Origin of the sequence: Terribacillus aidingensis, assembly GCF_040703035.1 — a bacterium.
In the GTDB taxonomy this organism is placed as follows: domain Bacteria; phylum Bacillota; class Bacilli; order Bacillales; family Amphibacillaceae; genus Terribacillus.
The window spans coordinates 87,201-104,408 of sequence record NZ_CP159996.1 but is presented as its reverse complement, the minus strand read 5'-3'; the positions used below and the strand labels follow the sequence as shown (position 1 = coordinate 104,408).

Annotated in this window: 8 protein-coding genes, 2 tRNA genes and 6 rRNA genes; 5 read left to right on the top strand and 11 right to left on the bottom strand. The window is 48.6% G+C overall.

Annotated elements, in window-relative coordinates; all coding sequences use genetic code 11:
* Positions 1–14 precede the first annotated feature (14 nt).
* Together ABXS78_RS00640 and ABXS78_RS00635 are read right to left on the bottom strand one after the other, a co-directional pair.
* Positions 15–731 carry a YebC/PmpR family DNA-binding transcriptional regulator gene (locus ABXS78_RS00640; protein WP_366248475.1) on the bottom strand — a complete coding sequence of 239 codons (717 nt, stop codon included), beginning with the start codon at positions 729–731 and terminating at the stop codon, positions 15–17.
* 150 nt (positions 732–881) lie between these two features.
* The gene (locus tag ABXS78_RS00635) at positions 882–1,094 is read right to left on the bottom strand and encodes a hypothetical protein (RefSeq protein ID WP_366248474.1); all 213 of its coding nucleotides are present in this window, start codon (positions 1,092–1,094) and stop codon (positions 882–884) included.
* Positions 1,095–1,222: 128 nt separating this feature from the next.
* Between ABXS78_RS00635 and ABXS78_RS00630 the strand changes: the two genes are divergently transcribed.
* The 3 genes from ABXS78_RS00630 to ABXS78_RS00620 are packed head-to-tail and all read left to right on the top strand — an operon-like array spanning position 1,223 to position 4,535.
* Positions 1,223–1,567, top strand: coding sequence for a metalloregulator ArsR/SmtB family transcription factor (locus ABXS78_RS00630; protein ID WP_366248473.1), 345 nt, complete (start codon positions 1,223–1,225; stop codon positions 1,565–1,567).
* Positions 1,568–1,586: 19 nt separating this feature from the next.
* Positions 1,587–2,885 (top strand): arsenic transporter, encoded by a 1,299-nt coding sequence (locus ABXS78_RS00625; protein WP_366248472.1) that lies wholly within the window; start codon positions 1,587–1,589, stop codon positions 2,883–2,885.
* A 12-nt stretch (positions 2,886–2,897) separates the two neighbouring features.
* Positions 2,898–4,535: an FAD-dependent oxidoreductase gene (locus ABXS78_RS00620; RefSeq protein WP_366248471.1), complete on the top strand. Its 1,638-nt coding sequence runs from the start codon at positions 2,898–2,900 to the stop codon at positions 4,533–4,535.
* A 46-nt stretch (positions 4,536–4,581) separates the two neighbouring features.
* Here the strand turns inward: ABXS78_RS00620 and ABXS78_RS00615 are convergent, their stop codons facing one another.
* Complete coding sequence (locus tag ABXS78_RS00615) at positions 4,582–5,493, bottom strand: AraC family transcriptional regulator (protein WP_366248470.1); 912 nt, start codon at positions 5,491–5,493, stop codon at positions 4,582–4,584.
* Between the two features lie 127 nt (positions 5,494–5,620).
* On the opposite strand from ABXS78_RS00615, the gene ABXS78_RS00610 reads away from it, so the two are divergent.
* Positions 5,621–5,869 (top strand): Atu4866 domain-containing protein, encoded by a 249-nt coding sequence (locus tag ABXS78_RS00610; protein WP_366248469.1) that lies wholly within the window; start codon positions 5,621–5,623, stop codon positions 5,867–5,869.
* 55 nt (positions 5,870–5,924) lie between these two features.
* Positions 5,925–6,656, top strand: a complete 732-nt coding sequence (locus ABXS78_RS00605) for an SDR family oxidoreductase (RefSeq protein WP_366248468.1) — start codon at positions 5,925–5,927, stop codon at positions 6,654–6,656.
* A 102-nt stretch (positions 6,657–6,758) separates the two neighbouring features.
* Here ABXS78_RS00605 and ABXS78_RS00600 read toward each other — a convergent pair.
* From ABXS78_RS00600 to ABXS78_RS00565, 8 genes are all read right to left on the bottom strand, one after another.
* A tRNA-Thr gene (locus ABXS78_RS00600) sits at positions 6,759–6,831 on the bottom strand.
* A 2-nt stretch (positions 6,832–6,833) separates the two neighbouring features.
* Positions 6,834–6,908, bottom strand: a tRNA-Asn gene (locus tag ABXS78_RS00595).
* A gap of 31 nt (positions 6,909–6,939) precedes the next feature.
* Positions 6,940–7,052, bottom strand: a 5S ribosomal RNA gene (gene rrf, locus ABXS78_RS00590).
* A 236-nt stretch (positions 7,053–7,288) separates the two neighbouring features.
* Positions 7,289–10,213 (bottom strand): 23S ribosomal RNA (locus tag ABXS78_RS00585).
* Positions 10,214–10,391: 178 nt separating this feature from the next.
* Positions 10,392–11,953 (bottom strand): 16S ribosomal RNA (locus ABXS78_RS00580).
* A 252-nt stretch (positions 11,954–12,205) separates the two neighbouring features.
* Positions 12,206–12,318, bottom strand: a 5S ribosomal RNA gene (rrf, locus tag ABXS78_RS00575).
* 112 nt (positions 12,319–12,430) lie between these two features.
* Positions 12,431–15,355, bottom strand: a 23S ribosomal RNA gene (locus ABXS78_RS00570).
* A gap of 178 nt (positions 15,356–15,533) precedes the next feature.
* Positions 15,534–17,095 (bottom strand): 16S ribosomal RNA (locus ABXS78_RS00565).
* Together the 16S, 23S and 5S rRNA genes with 2 tRNA genes alongside form the textbook arrangement of a ribosomal RNA operon.
* Positions 17,096–17,208: the final 113 nt, after the last annotated feature.

Here is a 17,208-nt window from a genome sequence, read left to right as displayed (position 1 = left end):
CTGCTTTTTTCACTTTAACCTAAATCGACGTTATGATAAACCTGCTGCACATCTTCTAGATCCTCAAGCGCATCTATAAGCTTTTCGAATTGCTCCTGTGTATCTGCATCTAGTGTGATGTCATTCTGTGCCAGCATAGTAAGCTCAGCCACCGAGAATTCTTCGATTCCAGCTTGCTTAAGAGCTTCCTGTACAACATGGAAATGATCCGGCTCTGCATAAACGATGACCGCATCGTCTTCTTCGATGATGTCACGTGCATCAACGTCAGCTTCCATCAAGATTTCCAATACCTCATCAGAAGATTTGCCTTCGACTCCGATTACTGCCGTTGCATCGAACATGTAAGCAACAGATCCGCTGACACCCATGTTACCGCCGTTTTTACCGAAAGCAGCACGAACCTCAGGTGCTGTACGGTTTACATTATTCGTCAATGCATCAACAATAATCATAGAGCCGCTCGGACCGAAGCCTTCGTAGCGCATGTCGTCGTAGTTCTCTTCGCCGCCGCCCTTAGCTTTCTCGATCGCACGCTCGATGATTGCCTTAGGTACGTTATACGTCTTCGCACGCTCCAAGACGAATTTCAATGCCTGGTTGGCTTCTGGATCCGGCTCACCTTGTTTGGCAACTACATAGATCTCCCGGCCGAACTTCGCATAAATCCGGCTGGTATTGGCATCCTTCGAAGCTTTCTTCTCTTTGATATTGTTCCATTTACGTCCCATTAATGAACACTCTCTTTCAATCTATTTTAAAACTGTGTGTGAAATAATGATTGCTGTTACCATTATAACGCATAAAGCCGCTTTCTTAAACTGGGGCACTTGAGCAGGTAATCGATATAAGCGTCCTCTATAAAATAAATGCATGGACCCTTATATGGATTCATGCTTTTTACTGAACTGCTCATATGCTGTTTCGAATGCTTGAAAGCTAGCTGAACCAAGTTTTGTTTTATCCCGGTCGAATAGCCTATCAAAGACTATGTCATACACATCTGCTTTGCTGCATTGTCTGAAGCTAGCAACAAGCTCTATATAAGATAAAAAGTACGCTGGGCTCAACTTACCGCCTTTGTTTAAAATCATCGGACACATTCCTTTCCAATAATGTGACGTGACGTCACGCCACTTCCCTATCTATGTTAAACATATCATATAACAATTGCCTTATATAACAATTTGCTTATATACTAGTTTCAGAAGGAGGGAATTGGATGACGGCATCAATTGCTTTATCAACGGAAAAGCTTACAGAGACTTTAAAGATCCTTCATGATCCGACACGTCTGCTGCTATTGAAATTACTGATGGAAAAGGAGTACTGTGTCTGTGAACTGGTAGGCATGTTTGAAGTGAGCCAGCCAGCTATCAGCCAGCACTTGCGTAAATATAAAAAAGCAGGTCTTGTTTACGAAGAAAGGCGCGGACAATGGCGCTACTATCGTTTTAACAATACTTGTGAACAACACGCTTTGGTAGAGCAAATTCTCGGTCAGCTAGACGAGAATGATGAACAGCTCGTAAAGCTGCGGAAAAAAGCAGAAGCAATCACTTGTTAAGTAAGGAGTTTTTATTCACATGTTGACAACTGTTTTAGCCTGTATCATTTTTCTTATCACACTTATACTTATCATCTGGCAGCCGAAGAATCTGAGTATCGGCTGGACGGCATGTGGTGGTGCAATACTTGCACTTTTAGCAGGTGTGGTCGATTTCACGGACGTATGGGAAGTGACTAACATCGTCTGGAATGCCACCTTGGCGTTTGTGGCCATCATTTTGATTTCACTAATATTGGATAGCATCGGTTTTTTTGAATGGGCCGCTTTACATATGGCTGCTGCCGCAAAAGGAAACGGCGTGAAGATGTTCGTTTACGTCTGTGTGTTGGGAGCTGTCGTATCTGCCTTTTTCGCAAATGATGGTGCAGCCTTGATCCTGACACCGATCGTGCTGGCGATGGTACGAGCACTACGTTTTGACGAAACACTCGTATTTCCATTCATCATTGCAAGTGGGTTCATAGCCGATACAACATCACTGCCGCTGATCGTAAGTAACTTGGTGAACATTGTATCAGCTGATTTCTTTAACATCACTTTCCTGGAATATGCTTCGCGTATGATCATTCCGAATTTGATTTCACTTGGGGCAAGCATCCTTGTGCTCTACTTATTTTTCCGAAAACGTATTCCGAAGAACTATGAAGTAAATTATGTGAAACAGCCGTCTTCGGCTATTAAAGACAAGAAAATGTTTAAACTATCTTGGTATGTACTCGCTCTATTAGTGATCGGATATTTGATCTGTGAATTCTTCCATATCCCAGTCTCCTTTGTAGCCGGGGCAATAGCTATCTTCTTCCTGCTTATTGCACGGCGCAGCCCAGCAGTTGAAGCAAAAGCAGTGGTAAAAGGCGCGCCGTGGAACATCGTCTTCTTCTCTATCGGGATGTATGTCGTTGTCTACGGATTGCGTAATGCTGGTCTGACGGATATACTCGCGGACATGATCCAGTATGTGGCAGACCAAGGTATGTTCATCGGCACGATAGGTATGGGATTTATCGCAGCCATTCTGTCTTCGGTCATGAATAATATGCCGACAGTCATGATTGATGCTATCGCGATATCCCAGACGTCCACGTCGGGAGCTATGCGGGAAGCCCTTATTTATGCAAATGTGATCGGTTCTGATCTCGGTCCTAAAATCACGCCGATCGGCTCACTGGCAACGCTGCTATGGCTCCACGTCCTATCCCAGAAAGGTGTCAGAATATCGTGGGGAGCGTATTTCAAAACTGGAATTGTATTAACTATACCAACACTGTTTATAACACTAACAGGACTTTATATATGGTTAGCCATCATCCATTAAAGGAGAGATAATATGAAAATCCGTATAATAGGATCCGTCGCAGCCGGTACCTCCGTCGCAGCAAAAGCACGTCGTAATAATGAAGAAGCAGATATCTGCATTTATGACAGGGATTATGATATCTCTTACAGTGTTTGCGGTATTCCTTATTTTATCGGCGATGAGGTAGAGGAGTTGGAAACACTGAATCCTCGTGATTCAGCTTGGTTCAAAAAGCGCTATAATGTCTCGATTCAAACAAGGCATGAAGTAGTAGATATAGATCATGATAGCAAGACCTTGACTATTATAAACTTGGAGACTGAAGAAACAGCGACAGACACTTACGATGTTCTCGTTTTCGCAACTGGCGCCAGCCCGATAACACCTTCTATAGAAGGTACAGAGCTGGAGCATGTCTTTCACGTGCGTACGATCCAGCATGCAGGCGCCATCGACCAATTCATCGAATCCCGGAAGCCGAGAAGTGCTACGATCATTGGTGCCGGTTATATTGGATTGGAAATGGCCGAACAGCTCACCCATTTAGGGATTGAAGTAACTATAATCCAGCGCAGCAATCAAGTGATGAGGCATCTGGATAAAGATATAGCTGACCGTGTGGCCGATACATTGGAAGCACATGGTGTTAATTTGCTGCTTGGGCAAGAGGCTGTTCGCATTACAGATACAGATGTCATTACGTCAAACGGAGATACAATTACATCTGATATAGTCTTCCTAGCTGCAGGAGTCAAACCAAATACAGCTCTGGCTGAAAAGATTGGCGTTAACATTGGCGAAACAGGCGCAATTGCAGTTAACGAAAAAATGCAGACCAACTTACCTGATGTGTATGCAGTCGGAGATGTAGCAGAGAGCTTTTCTGTTATTACTCGTAACGCCATTTATCGCCCACTCGGGTCCACCGCTAATAAAATGGGACGCATAGCTGGTGATGTCATTACCGGAGGCAATTCTGCTCATCGCGGTATTCTCGGAACAGGGATTGTCCGTGTATTCGAACTAGCTGTTGGGCAGACTGGCATGAACGAACAAGAGGCTCTTGCACAGGGATATGATATCGAGACACTGCATAATATCAAGCCTGCTCGCGCAGCTTATCTTGGAGGCAAAGAGATTACGATAAAAGCTATTGCTGACCGAGCAACCGGCAGACTGCTCGGTGTTCAGGCAGTCGGAGAAGAAGGCGTGGACAAGCGTATTGATGTATTTGTCACCGCTATGACGTTCGGAGCCAAAGCAGAGGACCTGTTCCATCTCGATTTGGCATACGCCCCGCCATTCAGCACGACAAAGGATCCTGTCATGTACACTGGCATGGCACTCGATAATGCCATCAAGAAGCATAATAAGCTGCTTACGCCTAAAGAGCTGCAGCATCGGCTGGCACAAGGCGAGTCTTTCCAGATCATTGATACACGCGCTAAAACCCAATATGACACATCGCACGTACCAGAGGCAGTTAACATACCTTTAGCAAAACTGCGGGAGAAAGCAAATGATCTTGATCCGAAAAAGCCGACCCTCTGCTATTGCAACAGTGGTGTGACGGGCAATGCTGCGCAGAATATATTAAGAAACATGGGATTCAAAGAGGTGTATAATCTCTCTGGTGGGAATAAGAATTATCAGAAGTACAGGAAATAAGAAGAAGCCGCATACTACCGTATGCGGCTTTTTGTTTTTGAATGTACTACGTATTATATAACTTTAGATTCTCTTTCCGATCTCTTCCTGGTGGCTTGCCAAACATTTTTCTGTATTCCCGATTAAAATAAGTGGGACTTTCATATCCAACTTTAAAGGCTGCATCAGCTGCTCTCATATCTTCACCAATGATTAATCTCCTTGCTTCTTGCAGCCGTAATGCTCTCTGGTATTGAATAGGAGTCATAGTTGTAACTCGTTTAAAATGATGATATAAAGCCGACGTGCTAAGGTTTACTTGTTTAGCCAATTCATCTATCTTTATTTCGTGAGAAAAATACTTCTTTAAATAATTTAGAGCAGCGGCTACTTCAGATAACTTACTCCCTTTTGCAGCGAGGTTTTTTACTCTGTCGCCATACTTCCCCTGCATGATACGGTAAAGGATTTCTTTGATAATAAGTGGTGCAAGTATCTCCGTATCTTCAGGAGTATGGAGCAGTTTCACGAGTCTGATTAATGCATCCACAATTGCTTCATTTGTCTGATCTACATATATGCCTCTCTCGGAAATACCTTTATTGGTTGCGTGCTGCTTATACTCTTTTGAAACTTTTGCAATCTGCATGAAATTAAAATTCAACCGAAGACATAGATATGGTTCCTTTTCACTTGCCTCTAATATTTCTCCGATAACTGGCAGATCAACTGCTACGACTAAGTAATCACCCTTCTGGTAAAAGAAGTCCTCCCCATTAACAGATACCAATTTTCTTCCTTGCAGAACAATGCATAACGCAGGTTCATGCATTGTATGTACAGGTTCCAGCGGCTTTGCAGATCGAATAAATTCCAAACCAGAGATAAGTGTAAGATTCGTACCATCCTTGGTTGCAAGTGTTGTGACTAACTTTGTAAGCTCGCGTTCTTTCAATTGCAATTGTTCTTCCGATGACATGGAATACATCCTCCTTTGTAGAGCTCATCAGCTTGGAGAATAGGGCAAGAATTAAAGAGATGCCGGCTACCGCCCCATGCTTACTTTCCTTGATACTAATAGTAGATCAGAAAAGGAGTGATATCGTTTGAAGATTACTACTCATTCTTATGCTGGACTTTGGGTCACCAAAGATCGGTATATCCGGCATGAACTGCTGCCCGAAGGACGCTATGTGGAAGCTCGCGGCAATGTCGAAGGCGCCTATACAGGTGCTTATCAAATTATAGGTGACCACATTGAATACCAAGATGATACTGGTTTCACAGCAGATGGAGATTTTCGTAACGGGATCTTATACCACGCAGGAATGATCCTATATCGTGACCAAGAATAATGTGGTCCCGTAAAGAGTCTTCTATCAAAGTTGAATTAGAAAGGAAGATACAAGCATGAGTATAAAGAATAAAGTTATTCTTGTCACTGGAGGAAGCAGCGGTATCGGGGCAGCTACTGTAGAATTGTTAGCTGAAAATGGTGCTGTTGTAATTGCTGCAGCCCGCAGAACAGATAAATTAGAAACAGTTGTATCTATAATCCGCCAAAAAGGGTATATAGCCGATTATAAGCAGCTCGATGTTACAGACTTTAATCAAATGCAGGATACAGTAGAAGAGATTATAGAGTCATACGGAAAAATTGATGTTATTGTAAATAATGCTGGTGTAATGCCACTATCAAAATTGGAATCTCTGAAAATTGATGAATGGAATCGTATGATTGATGTAAATATCCGAGGTGTCCTCCATGGTATTGGCGCTGCATTACCTCTGATGAAGGAACAGCATAGCGGACATATTATTAATATCGCTTCTATAGGCGCATACGAAGTAACCCCAACAGCAGCAGTTTATTGCGCAACCAAATATGCGGTCCGTGCAATCACGGAAGGATTGCGACAGGAAGCAACAAATAATATTCGTGCAACTCTAATTTCACCGGGTGTAACTGAATCTGAACTGGCTGATCATATTACTGATAAACAAGCGAGTGAAGCTATGCTCGAATATCGCCGACTAGCTCTTCCTGCTTCTGCTATTGCAAAGGCCATTCTTTATGCAATTTCACAACCAGCAGAGATCGATGTGAGTGAATTGATTGTAAGACCTTCTTTATCATCATAAATTACAGAAAAAGCCCTTTCTAGTATGATAGGGCTCAATAGTTAAAAATCTATAAAATCAAAAAAAGTATTAGAGTAATTAAACTCTAATACTTTTTTTCTAAGCTTCCTAGCGGACTTGAACCGCTGACCCCCACCTTACCATGGTGGTGCTCTACCGACTGAGCTAAGGAAGCGATGGCTCCACAGGCAGGATTCGAACCTGCGACCGATCGGTTAACAGCCGATAGCTCTACCACTGAGCTACTGTGGATCAATATTAAATATGTATACAAAAAAGAACTGCCTGGCAGTGTCCTACTCTCACGGGGCGAACCCAACTACCATCGGCGCTGAAGAGCTTAACTACTGTGTTCGGCATGGGAACAGGTGTGACCTCTTCGCTATTACCACCAGACAATTCAAGAATTCAATTGGAAATGAACCCTCAAAACTAGATAAGAAACATGTCCTGCCAGACATTTCATGCGGCCAAGCACCGGAGTGCTTGGACTTTGGCGTTGACTTACTCGTCAGATCCAGCTCCAGGAACCAGAAACTCCAGCCTAAGCGATAGCCCTGCAAGGGTAAAACCACCCTTTCCGGCCTCTCACTTATACTTGCATTTCTAAGCGGTTCCCTCCGCTTTTCGTTTTAGTTAAGTCCTCGATCGATTAGTATTCGTCAGCTGCACGTGTCACCACGCTTCCACCTCGAACCTATCTACCTCATCGTCTCTGAGGGATCTTACTCATTTAAAATGATGAGAAGTCTCATCTTGAGGGGGGCTTCATGCTTAGATGCTTTCAGCACTTATCCCTTCCGCACGTAGCTACCCAGCTATGCTCCTGGCGGAACAACTGGTGCACCAGCGGTGCGTCCATCCCGGTCCTCTCGTACTAAGGACAGCTCCTCTCAAACTTCTAACGCCCACGACGGATAGGGACCGAACTGTCTCACGACGTTCTGAACCCAGCTCGCGTACCGCTTTAATGGGCGAACAGCCCAACCCTTGGGACCGACTACAGCCCCAGGATGCGATGAGCCGACATCGAGGTGCCAAACCTCCCCGTCGATGTGGACTCTTGGGGGAGATAAGCCTGTTATCCCCGGGGTAGCTTTTATCCGTTGAGCGACGGCCCTTCCATACGGCACCGCCGGATCACTAAGCCCGACTTTCGTCCCTGCTCGACTTGTAGGTCTCGCAGTCAAGCTCCCTTCTGCCTTTGCACGCTACGAATGATTTCCAACCATTCTGAGGGAACCTTTGGGCGCCTCCGTTACTCTTTGGGAGGCGACCGCCCCAGTCAAACTGCCCACCTGACACTGTCTCCGAACCGGATAACGGTTCTGGGTTAGAATGTCAATACAGCCAGGGTGGTATCCCACGGATGCCTCCACCGAAGCTGGCGCTCCGGCTTCTAAGGCTCCCACCTATCCTGTACAAGCTGTACCAACATTCCATATCAGGCTACAGTAAAGCTCCACGGGGTCTTTCCGTCCTGTCGCGGGTAATGCGCATCTTCACGCATAGTATAATTTCACCGGGTCTCTCGTTGAGACAGTGCCCAAGTCGTTGCACCTTTCGTGCGGGTCGGAACTTACCCGACAAGGAATTTCGCTACCTTAGGACCGTTATAGTTACGGCCGCCGTTTACTGGGGCTTCGGTTCACAGCTTCGGGACGAAGTCCCTAACCATTCCCCTTAACCTTCCAGCACCGGGCAGGTGTCAGCCCCTATACTTCGCCTTACGGCTTTGCAGAGACCTGTGTTTTTGCTAAACAGTCGCTTGGGCCTTTTCACTGCGGCTTCTCCTTAAAAGAAGCACCCCTTCTCCCGAAGTTACGGGGTCATTTTGCCGAGTTCCTTAACGAGAGTTCTCCCGATCATCTTCGGTTACTCACCGTGCCTACCTGTGTCGGTTTGCGGTACGGGCACCTATTTCCTCACTAGAGGCTTTTCTTGGCAGTGTGAAATCAGGAACTTCGGTACTAAATTTCCCTCCCCATAACCGCCTGGAATAGTGTTGAGTGGATTTGCCTGCTCAACTTCCTCACGGCTTGGACGCGCATAACCAGCAGCGCGCTTTCCCTATCCTCCTGCGTCCCCCCATCGTTCAAGCGGATTTAGGTGGTACAGGAATATCAACCTGTTGTCCATCGCCTACGCCTTTCGGCCTCGGCTTAGGCCCCGACTAACCCTGAGCGGACGAGCCTTCCTCAGGAAACCTTGGGCTTTCGATGAAAGAGATTCTCACTCTTTTTTCGCTACTCATACCGGCATTCTCACTTCTAAGCGCTCCAGCCGTCCTCACGATCGACCTTCACTGCCCTTAGAACGCTCTCCTACCACTGACATCGTAGATGTCAATCCGCAGCTTCGGTGGTGTGTTTAGCCCCGGTATATTTTCGGCGCAGCGTCACTCGACCAGTGAGCTATTACGCACTCTTTCAATGATGGCTGCTTCTAAGCCAACATCCTGGTTGTCTAAGCAACGCCACATCCTTTTCCACTTAACACACACTTTGGGACCTTAGCTGGCGGTCTGGGCTGTTTCCCTTTCGACCATGAACCTTATCACCCATAGTCTGACTCCCAAAGTAGATTGATTGGCATTCGGAGTTTGACTGAATTCGGTAACCCGATGAGGGCCCCTAGTCCAATCAGTGCTCTACCTCCAACCATCATCCTTTGAGGCTAGCCCTAAAGCTATTTCGGAGAGAACCAGCTATCTCCGTGTTCGATTGGCATTTCACCCCTACCCACACCTCATCCCCGCACTTTTCAACGTGCGTGGGTTCGGGCCTCCAGTCAGTGTTACCTGACCTTCACCCTGGACATGGGTAGATCACACGGTTTCGGGTCTACGACCACCTACTATATCGCCCTATTCAGACTCGCTTTCGCTGCGGCTCCGTCTATACAACTTAACCTTGCAGGGGATCGTAACTCGCCGGTCCATTCTACAAAAGGTACGCCGTCACCCATTAACGGGCTTCGACTACTTGTAGGCACACGGTTTCAGGATCTATTTCACTCCCCTTCCGGGGTGCTTTTCACCTTTCCCTCACGGTACTGGTTCACTATCGGTCACTAGGGAGTATTTAGCCTTGGGAGATGGTCCTCCCGGATTCCGACGGAATTTCACGTGTTCCGCCGTACTCAGGATACACTCCGGAGGAAACCACATTTCAAATACAGGGCTCTTACCTTCTATGGCGGGCCATTCCAAGCCGCTTCGTCTATATGGTTTCTTTGTAACTCCAAAGGAGTGTCCTACAACCCCAGAAGGCAAGCCTTCTGGTTTGGGCTAATTCCGTTTCGCTCGCCGCTACTCAGGAAATCGCATTTGCTTTCTCTTCCTCCGGGTAATGAGATGTTTCAGTTCCCCGGGTCTGCCTCGTATCACCTATGTATTCAGTGATACGTACTATCCAATAACGGATAGCGGGTTCCCCCATTCGGAAATCTTCGGATCAAAGCTTACTTACAGCTCCCCGAAGCATATCGGTGTTAGTCCCGTCCTTCATCGGCTCCTAGTGCCAAGGCATCCACCGTGCGCCCTTCTTCACTTAACTAATAACGCATGATAAATCTATAAATCGCGACAATAAATTGTCGGCTTTAAAGTTTGATGTTCTGGCATGTTGTTTCTTATCTAGTTTTCAAGGTTCACAAGAGAGATTGATCTCTCAAAACTGAACAAACAACCAATTACGATGTCTACTACGAAGTAGTAGTTCCAATTATCCTTAGAAAGGAGGTGATCCAGCCGCACCTTCCGATACGGCTACCTTGTTACGACTTCACCCCAATCATTGATCCCACCTTCGGCGGCTGGCTCCAAAAGGTTACCTCACCGACTTCGGGTGTTACCAACTCTCGTGGTGTGACGGGCGGTGTGTACAAGGCCCGGGAACGTATTCACCGCGGCATGCTGATCCGCGATTACTAGCGATTCCGGCTTCATGCAGGCGAGTTGCAGCCTGCAATCCGAACTGAGAATGGTTTTATGGGATTCGCTTAGCCTCGCGGCTTTGCTGCCCTTTGTACCATCCATTGTAGCACGTGTGTAGCCCAGGTCATAAGGGGCATGATGATTTGACGTCATCCCCACCTTCCTCCGGTTTGTCACCGGCAGTCACTCTAGAGTGCCCAACTGAATGCTGGCAACTAGAATCAAGGGTTGCGCTCGTTGCGGGACTTAACCCAACATCTCACGACACGAGCTGACGACAACCATGCACCACCTGTCACGCTGTCCCCGAAGGGAACGCTCTGTCTCCAGAGTTGTCAGCGGATGTCAAGACCTGGTAAGGTTCTTCGCGTTGCTTCGAATTAAACCACATGCTCCACCGCTTGTGCGGGCCCCCGTCAATTCTTTTGAGTTTCAGCCTTGCGGCCGTACTCCCCAGGCGGAGTGCTTAATGCGTTAACTTCAGCACTAAGGGGCGGAAACCCCCTAACACCTAGCACTCATCGTTTACGGCGTGGACTACCAGGGTATCTAATCCTGTTTGCTCCCCACGCTTTCGCTCCTCAGCGTCAGTTACAGACCAGAGAGTCGCCTTCGCCACTGGTGTTCCTCCACATATCTACGCATTTCACCGCTACACGTGGAATTCCACTCTCCTCTTCTGCACTCAAGTTCCCCAGTTTCCAATGACCCTCCACAGTTGAGCTGTGGGCTTTCACATCAGACTTAAGAAACCGCCTACGAGCCCTTTACGCCCAATAATTCCGGACAACGCTTGCCCCCTACGTATTACCGCGGCTGCTGGCACGTAGTTAGCCGGGGCTTTCTGGTTAGGTACCGTCAAGGTACGAGCAGTTACTCTCGTACTTGTTCTTCCCTAACAACAGAGCTTTACGACCCGAAGGCCTTCATCGCTCACGCGGCGTTGCTCCGTCAGACTTTCGTCCATTGCGGAAGATTCCCTACTGCTGCCTCCCGTAGGAGTCTGGGCCGTGTCTCAGTCCCAGTGTGGCCGATCACCCTCTCAGGTCGGCTATGCATCGTCGCCTTGGTGGGCCATTACCCCGCCAACTAGCTAATGCACCGCGGGCCCATCTGTAAGTGACAGCCGAAACCGTCTTTCCATTTCCAATCAGGAGAAAGGAAATACTATCCGGTATTAGCTCCGGTTTCCCGAAGTTATCCCAGTCTTACAGGCAGGTTGCCCACGTGTTACTCACCCGTCCGCCGCTCATTCCGCCAGAATCACCCCGAAGGGGTCAACTGGTTTCCTGCGCTCGACTTGCATGTATTAGGCACGCCGCCAGCGTTCGTCCTGAGCCAAGATCAAACTCTCCATGAAAGTTTTGATGCATTGCTCGTTAGAGCTGACGTTGATCTTGCGATCATGTCGTTTAGTTCGTAATTGGTTGTTTTGTTCAGTTTTCAAAGATCAATTTCGTTCCGTCACTCATTTGGCGACTAGAACATCATATCATGTTTCAACTTACGTTGTCAACATGTTTTTTGGCGAAGCAATCGATCTAACTCGACACAGCTTCGAAAATAAAAGACTCCTTAATCTGCACATAGCAGTGTTGGAGTCCTTTACCTTGCCTGGCAGCGTCCTACTCTCGCAGGGCGAACCCAACTACCATCGGCGCTGAAGAGCTTAACTGCTGTGTTCGGCATGGGAACAGGTGTGACCTCTTCGCTATTACCACCAGACAATTCAAGAATTCAATTGAATGAACCCTCAAAACTAGATAAGAAACATGTCCTGCCAGACATTTCATGCGGCCAAGCACCGGAGTGCTTGGACTTTGGCGTTGACTTAATGTTAGTTAAGTCCTCGATCGATTAGTATTCGTCAGCTGCACGTGTCACCACGCTTCCACCTCGAACCTATCTACCTCATCGTCTCTGAGGGATCTTACTCATTTAAAATGATGAGAAGTCTCATCTTGAGGGGGGCTTCATGCTTAGATGCTTTCAGCACTTATCCCTTCCGCACGTAGCTACCCAGCTATGCTCCTGGCGGAACAACTGGTGCACCAGCGGTGCGTCCATCCCGGTCCTCTCGTACTAAGGACAGCTCCTCTCAAACTTCTAACGCCCACGACGGATAGGGACCGAACTGTCTCACGACGTTCTGAACCCAGCTCGCGTACCGCTTTAATGGGCGAACAGCCCAACCCTTGGGACCGACTACAGCCCCAGGATGCGATGAGCCGACATCGAGGTGCCAAACCTCCCCGTCGATGTGGACTCTTGGGGGAGATAAGCCTGTTATCCCCGGGGTAGCTTTTATCCGTTGAGCGACGGCCCTTCCATACGGCACCGCCGGATCACTAAGCCCGACTTTCGTCCCTGCTCGACTTGTAGGTCTCGCAGTCAAGCTCCCTTCTGCCTTTGCACGCTACGAATGATTTCCAACCATTCTGAGGGAACCTTTGGGCGCCTCCGTTACTCTTTGGGAGGCGACCGCCCCAGTCAAACTGCCCACCTGACACTGTCTCCGAACCGGATAACGGTTCTGGGTTAGAATGTCAATACAGCCAGGGTGGTATCCCACGGATGCCTCCACCGAAGCTGGCGCTCCGGCTTCTAAGGCTCCCACCTATCCTGTACAAGCTGTACCAACATTCCATATCAGGCTACAGTAAAGCTCCACGGGGTCTTTCCGTCCTGTCGCGGGTAATGCGCATCTTCACGCATAGTATAATTTCACCGGGTCTCTCGTTGAGACAGTGCCCAAGTCGTTGCACCTTTCGTGCGGGTCGGAACTTACCCGACAAGGAATTTCGCTACCTTAGGACCGTTATAGTTACGGCCGCCGTTTACTGGGGCTTCGGTTCACAGCTTCGGGACGAAGTCCCTAACCATTCCCCTTAACCTTCCAGCACCGGGCAGGTGTCAGCCCCTATACTTCGCCTTACGGCTTTGCAGAGACCTGTGTTTTTGCTAAACAGTCGCTTGGGCCTTTTCACTGCGGCTTCTCCTTAAAAGAAGCACCCCTTCTCCCGAAGTTACGGGGTCATTTTGCCGAGTTCCTTAACGAGAGTTCTCCCGATCATCTTCGGTTACTCACCGTGCCTACCTGTGTCGGTTTGCGGTACGGGCACCTATTTCCTCACTAGAGGCTTTTCTTGGCAGTGTGAAATCAGGAACTTCGGTACTAAATTTCCCTCCCCATAACCGCCTGGAATAGTGTTGAGTGGATTTGCCTGCTCAACTTCCTCACGGCTTGGACGCGCATAACCAGCAGCGCGCTTTCCCTATCCTCCTGCGTCCCCCCATCGTTCAAGCGGATTTAGGTGGTACAGGAATATCAACCTGTTGTCCATCGCCTACGCCTTTCGGCCTCGGCTTAGGCCCCGACTAACCCTGAGCGGACGAGCCTTCCTCAGGAAACCTTGGGCTTTCGATGAAAGAGATTCTCACTCTTTTTTCGCTACTCATACCGGCATTCTCACTTCTAAGCGCTCCAGCCGTCCTCACGATCGACCTTCACTGCCCTTAGAACGCTCTCCTACCACTGACATCGTAGATGTCAATCCGCAGCTTCGGTGGTGTGTTTAGCCCCGGTATATTTTCGGCGCAGCGTCACTCGACCAGTGAGCTATTACGCACTCTTTCAATGATGGCTGCTTCTAAGCCAACATCCTGGTTGTCTAAGCAACGCCACATCCTTTTCCACTTAACACACACTTTGGGACCTTAGCTGGCGGTCTGGGCTGTTTCCCTTTCGACCATGAACCTTATCACCCATAGTCTGACTCCCAAAGTAGATTGATTGGCATTCGGAGTTTGACTGAATTCGGTAACCCGATGAGGGCCCCTAGTCCAATCAGTGCTCTACCTCCAACCATCATCCTTTGAGGCTAGCCCTAAAGCTATTTCGGAGAGAACCAGCTATCTCCGTGTTCGATTGGCATTTCACCCCTACCCACACCTCATCCCCGCACTTTTCAACGTGCGTGGGTTCGGGCCTCCAGTCAGTGTTACCTGACCTTCACCCTGGACATGGGTAGATCACACGGTTTCGGGTCTACGACCACCTACTATATCGCCCTATTCAGACTCGCTTTCGCTGCGGCTCCGTCTATACAACTTAACCTTGCAGGGGATCGTAACTCGCCGGTCCATTCTACAAAAGGTACGCCGTCACCCATTAACGGGCTTCGACTACTTGTAGGCACACGGTTTCAGGATCTATTTCACTCCCCTTCCGGGGTGCTTTTCACCTTTCCCTCACGGTACTGGTTCACTATCGGTCACTAGGGAGTATTTAGCCTTGGGAGATGGTCCTCCCGGATTCCGACGGAATTTCACGTGTTCCGCCGTACTCAGGATACACTCCGGAGGAAACCACATTTCAAATACAGGGCTCTTACCTTCTATGGCGGGCCATTCCAAGCCGCTTCGTCTATATGGTTTCTTTGTAACTCCAAAGGAGTGTCCTACAACCCCAGAAGGCAAGCCTTCTGGTTTGGGCTAATTCCGTTTCGCTCGCCGCTACTCAGGAAATCGCATTTGCTTTCTCTTCCTCCGGGTAATGAGATGTTTCAGTTCCCCGGGTCTGCCTCGTATCACCTATGTATTCAGTGATACGTACTATCCAATAACGGATAGCGGGTTCCCCCATTCGGAAATCTTCGGATCAAAGCTTACTTACAGCTCCCCGAAGCATATCGGTGTTAGTCCCGTCCTTCATCGGCTCCTAGTGCCAAGGCATCCACCGTGCGCCCTTCTTCACTTAACTAATAACGCATGATAAATCTATAAATCGCGACAATAAATTGTCGGCTTTAAAGTTTGATGTTCTGGCATGTTGTTTCTTATCTAGTTTTCAAGGTTCACAAGAGAGATTGATCTCTCAAAACTGAACAAACAACCAATTACGATGTCTACTACGAAGTAGTAGTTCCAATTATCCTTAGAAAGGAGGTGATCCAGCCGCACCTTCCGATACGGCTACCTTGTTACGACTTCACCCCAATCATTGATCCCACCTTCGGCGGCTGGCTCCAAAAGGTTACCTCACCGACTTCGGGTGTTACCAACTCTCGTGGTGTGACGGGCGGTGTGTACAAGGCCCGGGAACGTATTCACCGCGGCATGCTGATCCGCGATTACTAGCGATTCCGGCTTCATGCAGGCGAGTTGCAGCCTGCAATCCGAACTGAGAATGGTTTTATGGGATTCGCTTAGCCTCGCGGCTTCGCTGCCCTTTGTACCATCCATTGTAGCACGTGTGTAGCCCAGGTCATAAGGGGCATGATGATTTGACGTCATCCCCACCTTCCTCCGGTTTGTCACCGGCAGTCACTCTAGAGTGCCCAACTGAATGCTGGCAACTAGAATCAAGGGTTGCGCTCGTTGCGGGACTTAACCCAACATCTCACGACACGAGCTGACGACAACCATGCACCACCTGTCACGCTGTCCCCGAAGGGAACGCTCTGTCTCCAGAGTTGTCAGCGGATGTCAAGACCTGGTAAGGTTCTTCGCGTTGCTTCGAATTAAACCACATGCTCCACCGCTTGTGCGGGCCCCCGTCAATTCTTTTGAGTTTCAGCCTTGCGGCCGTACTCCCCAGGCGGAGTGCTTAATGCGTTAACTTCAGCACTAAGGGGCGGAAACCCCCTAACACCTAGCACTCATCGTTTACGGCGTGGACTACCAGGGTATCTAATCCTGTTTGCTCCCCACGCTTTCGCTCCTCAGCGTCAGTTACAGACCAGAGAGTCGCCTTCGCCACTGGTGTTCCTCCACATATCTACGCATTTCACCGCTACACGTGGAATTCCACTCTCCTCTTCTGCACTCAAGTTCCCCAGTTTCCAATGACCCTCCACAGTTGAGCTGTGGGCTTTCACATCAGACTTAAGAAACCGCCTACGAGCCCTTTACGCCCAATAATTCCGGACAACGCTTGCCCCCTACGTATTACCGCGGCTGCTGGCACGTAGTTAGCCGGGGCTTTCTGGTTAGGTACCGTCAAGGTACGAGCAGTTACTCTCGTACTTGTTCTTCCCTAACAACAGAGCTTTACGACCCGAAGGCCTTCATCGCTCACGCGGCGTTGCTCCGTCAGACTTTCGTCCATTGCGGAAGATTCCCTACTGCTGCCTCCCGTAGGAGTCTGGGCCGTGTCTCAGTCCCAGTGTGGCCGATCACCCTCTCAGGTCGGCTATGCATCGTCGCCTTGGTGGGCCATTACCCCGCCAACTAGCTAATGCACCGCGGGCCCATCTGTAAGTGACAGCCGAAACCGTCTTTCCATTTCCAATCAGGAGAAAGGAAATACTATCCGGTATTAGCTCCGGTTTCCCGAAGTTATCCCAGTCTTACAGGCAGGTTGCCCACGTGTTACTCACCCGTCCGCCGCTCATTCCACCAGAATCACCCCGAAGGGGTCAACTGGTTTCCTGCGCTCGACTTGCATGTATTAGGCACGCCGCCAGCGTTCGTCCTGAGCCAAGATCAAACTCTCCATGAAAGTTTTGATGCATTGCTCGTTAGAGCTGACGTTGATCTTGCGATCATGTCGTTTAGTTCGTAATTGGTTGTTTTGTTCAGTTTTCAAAGATCAATTTCGTTCTGCCGCTCATT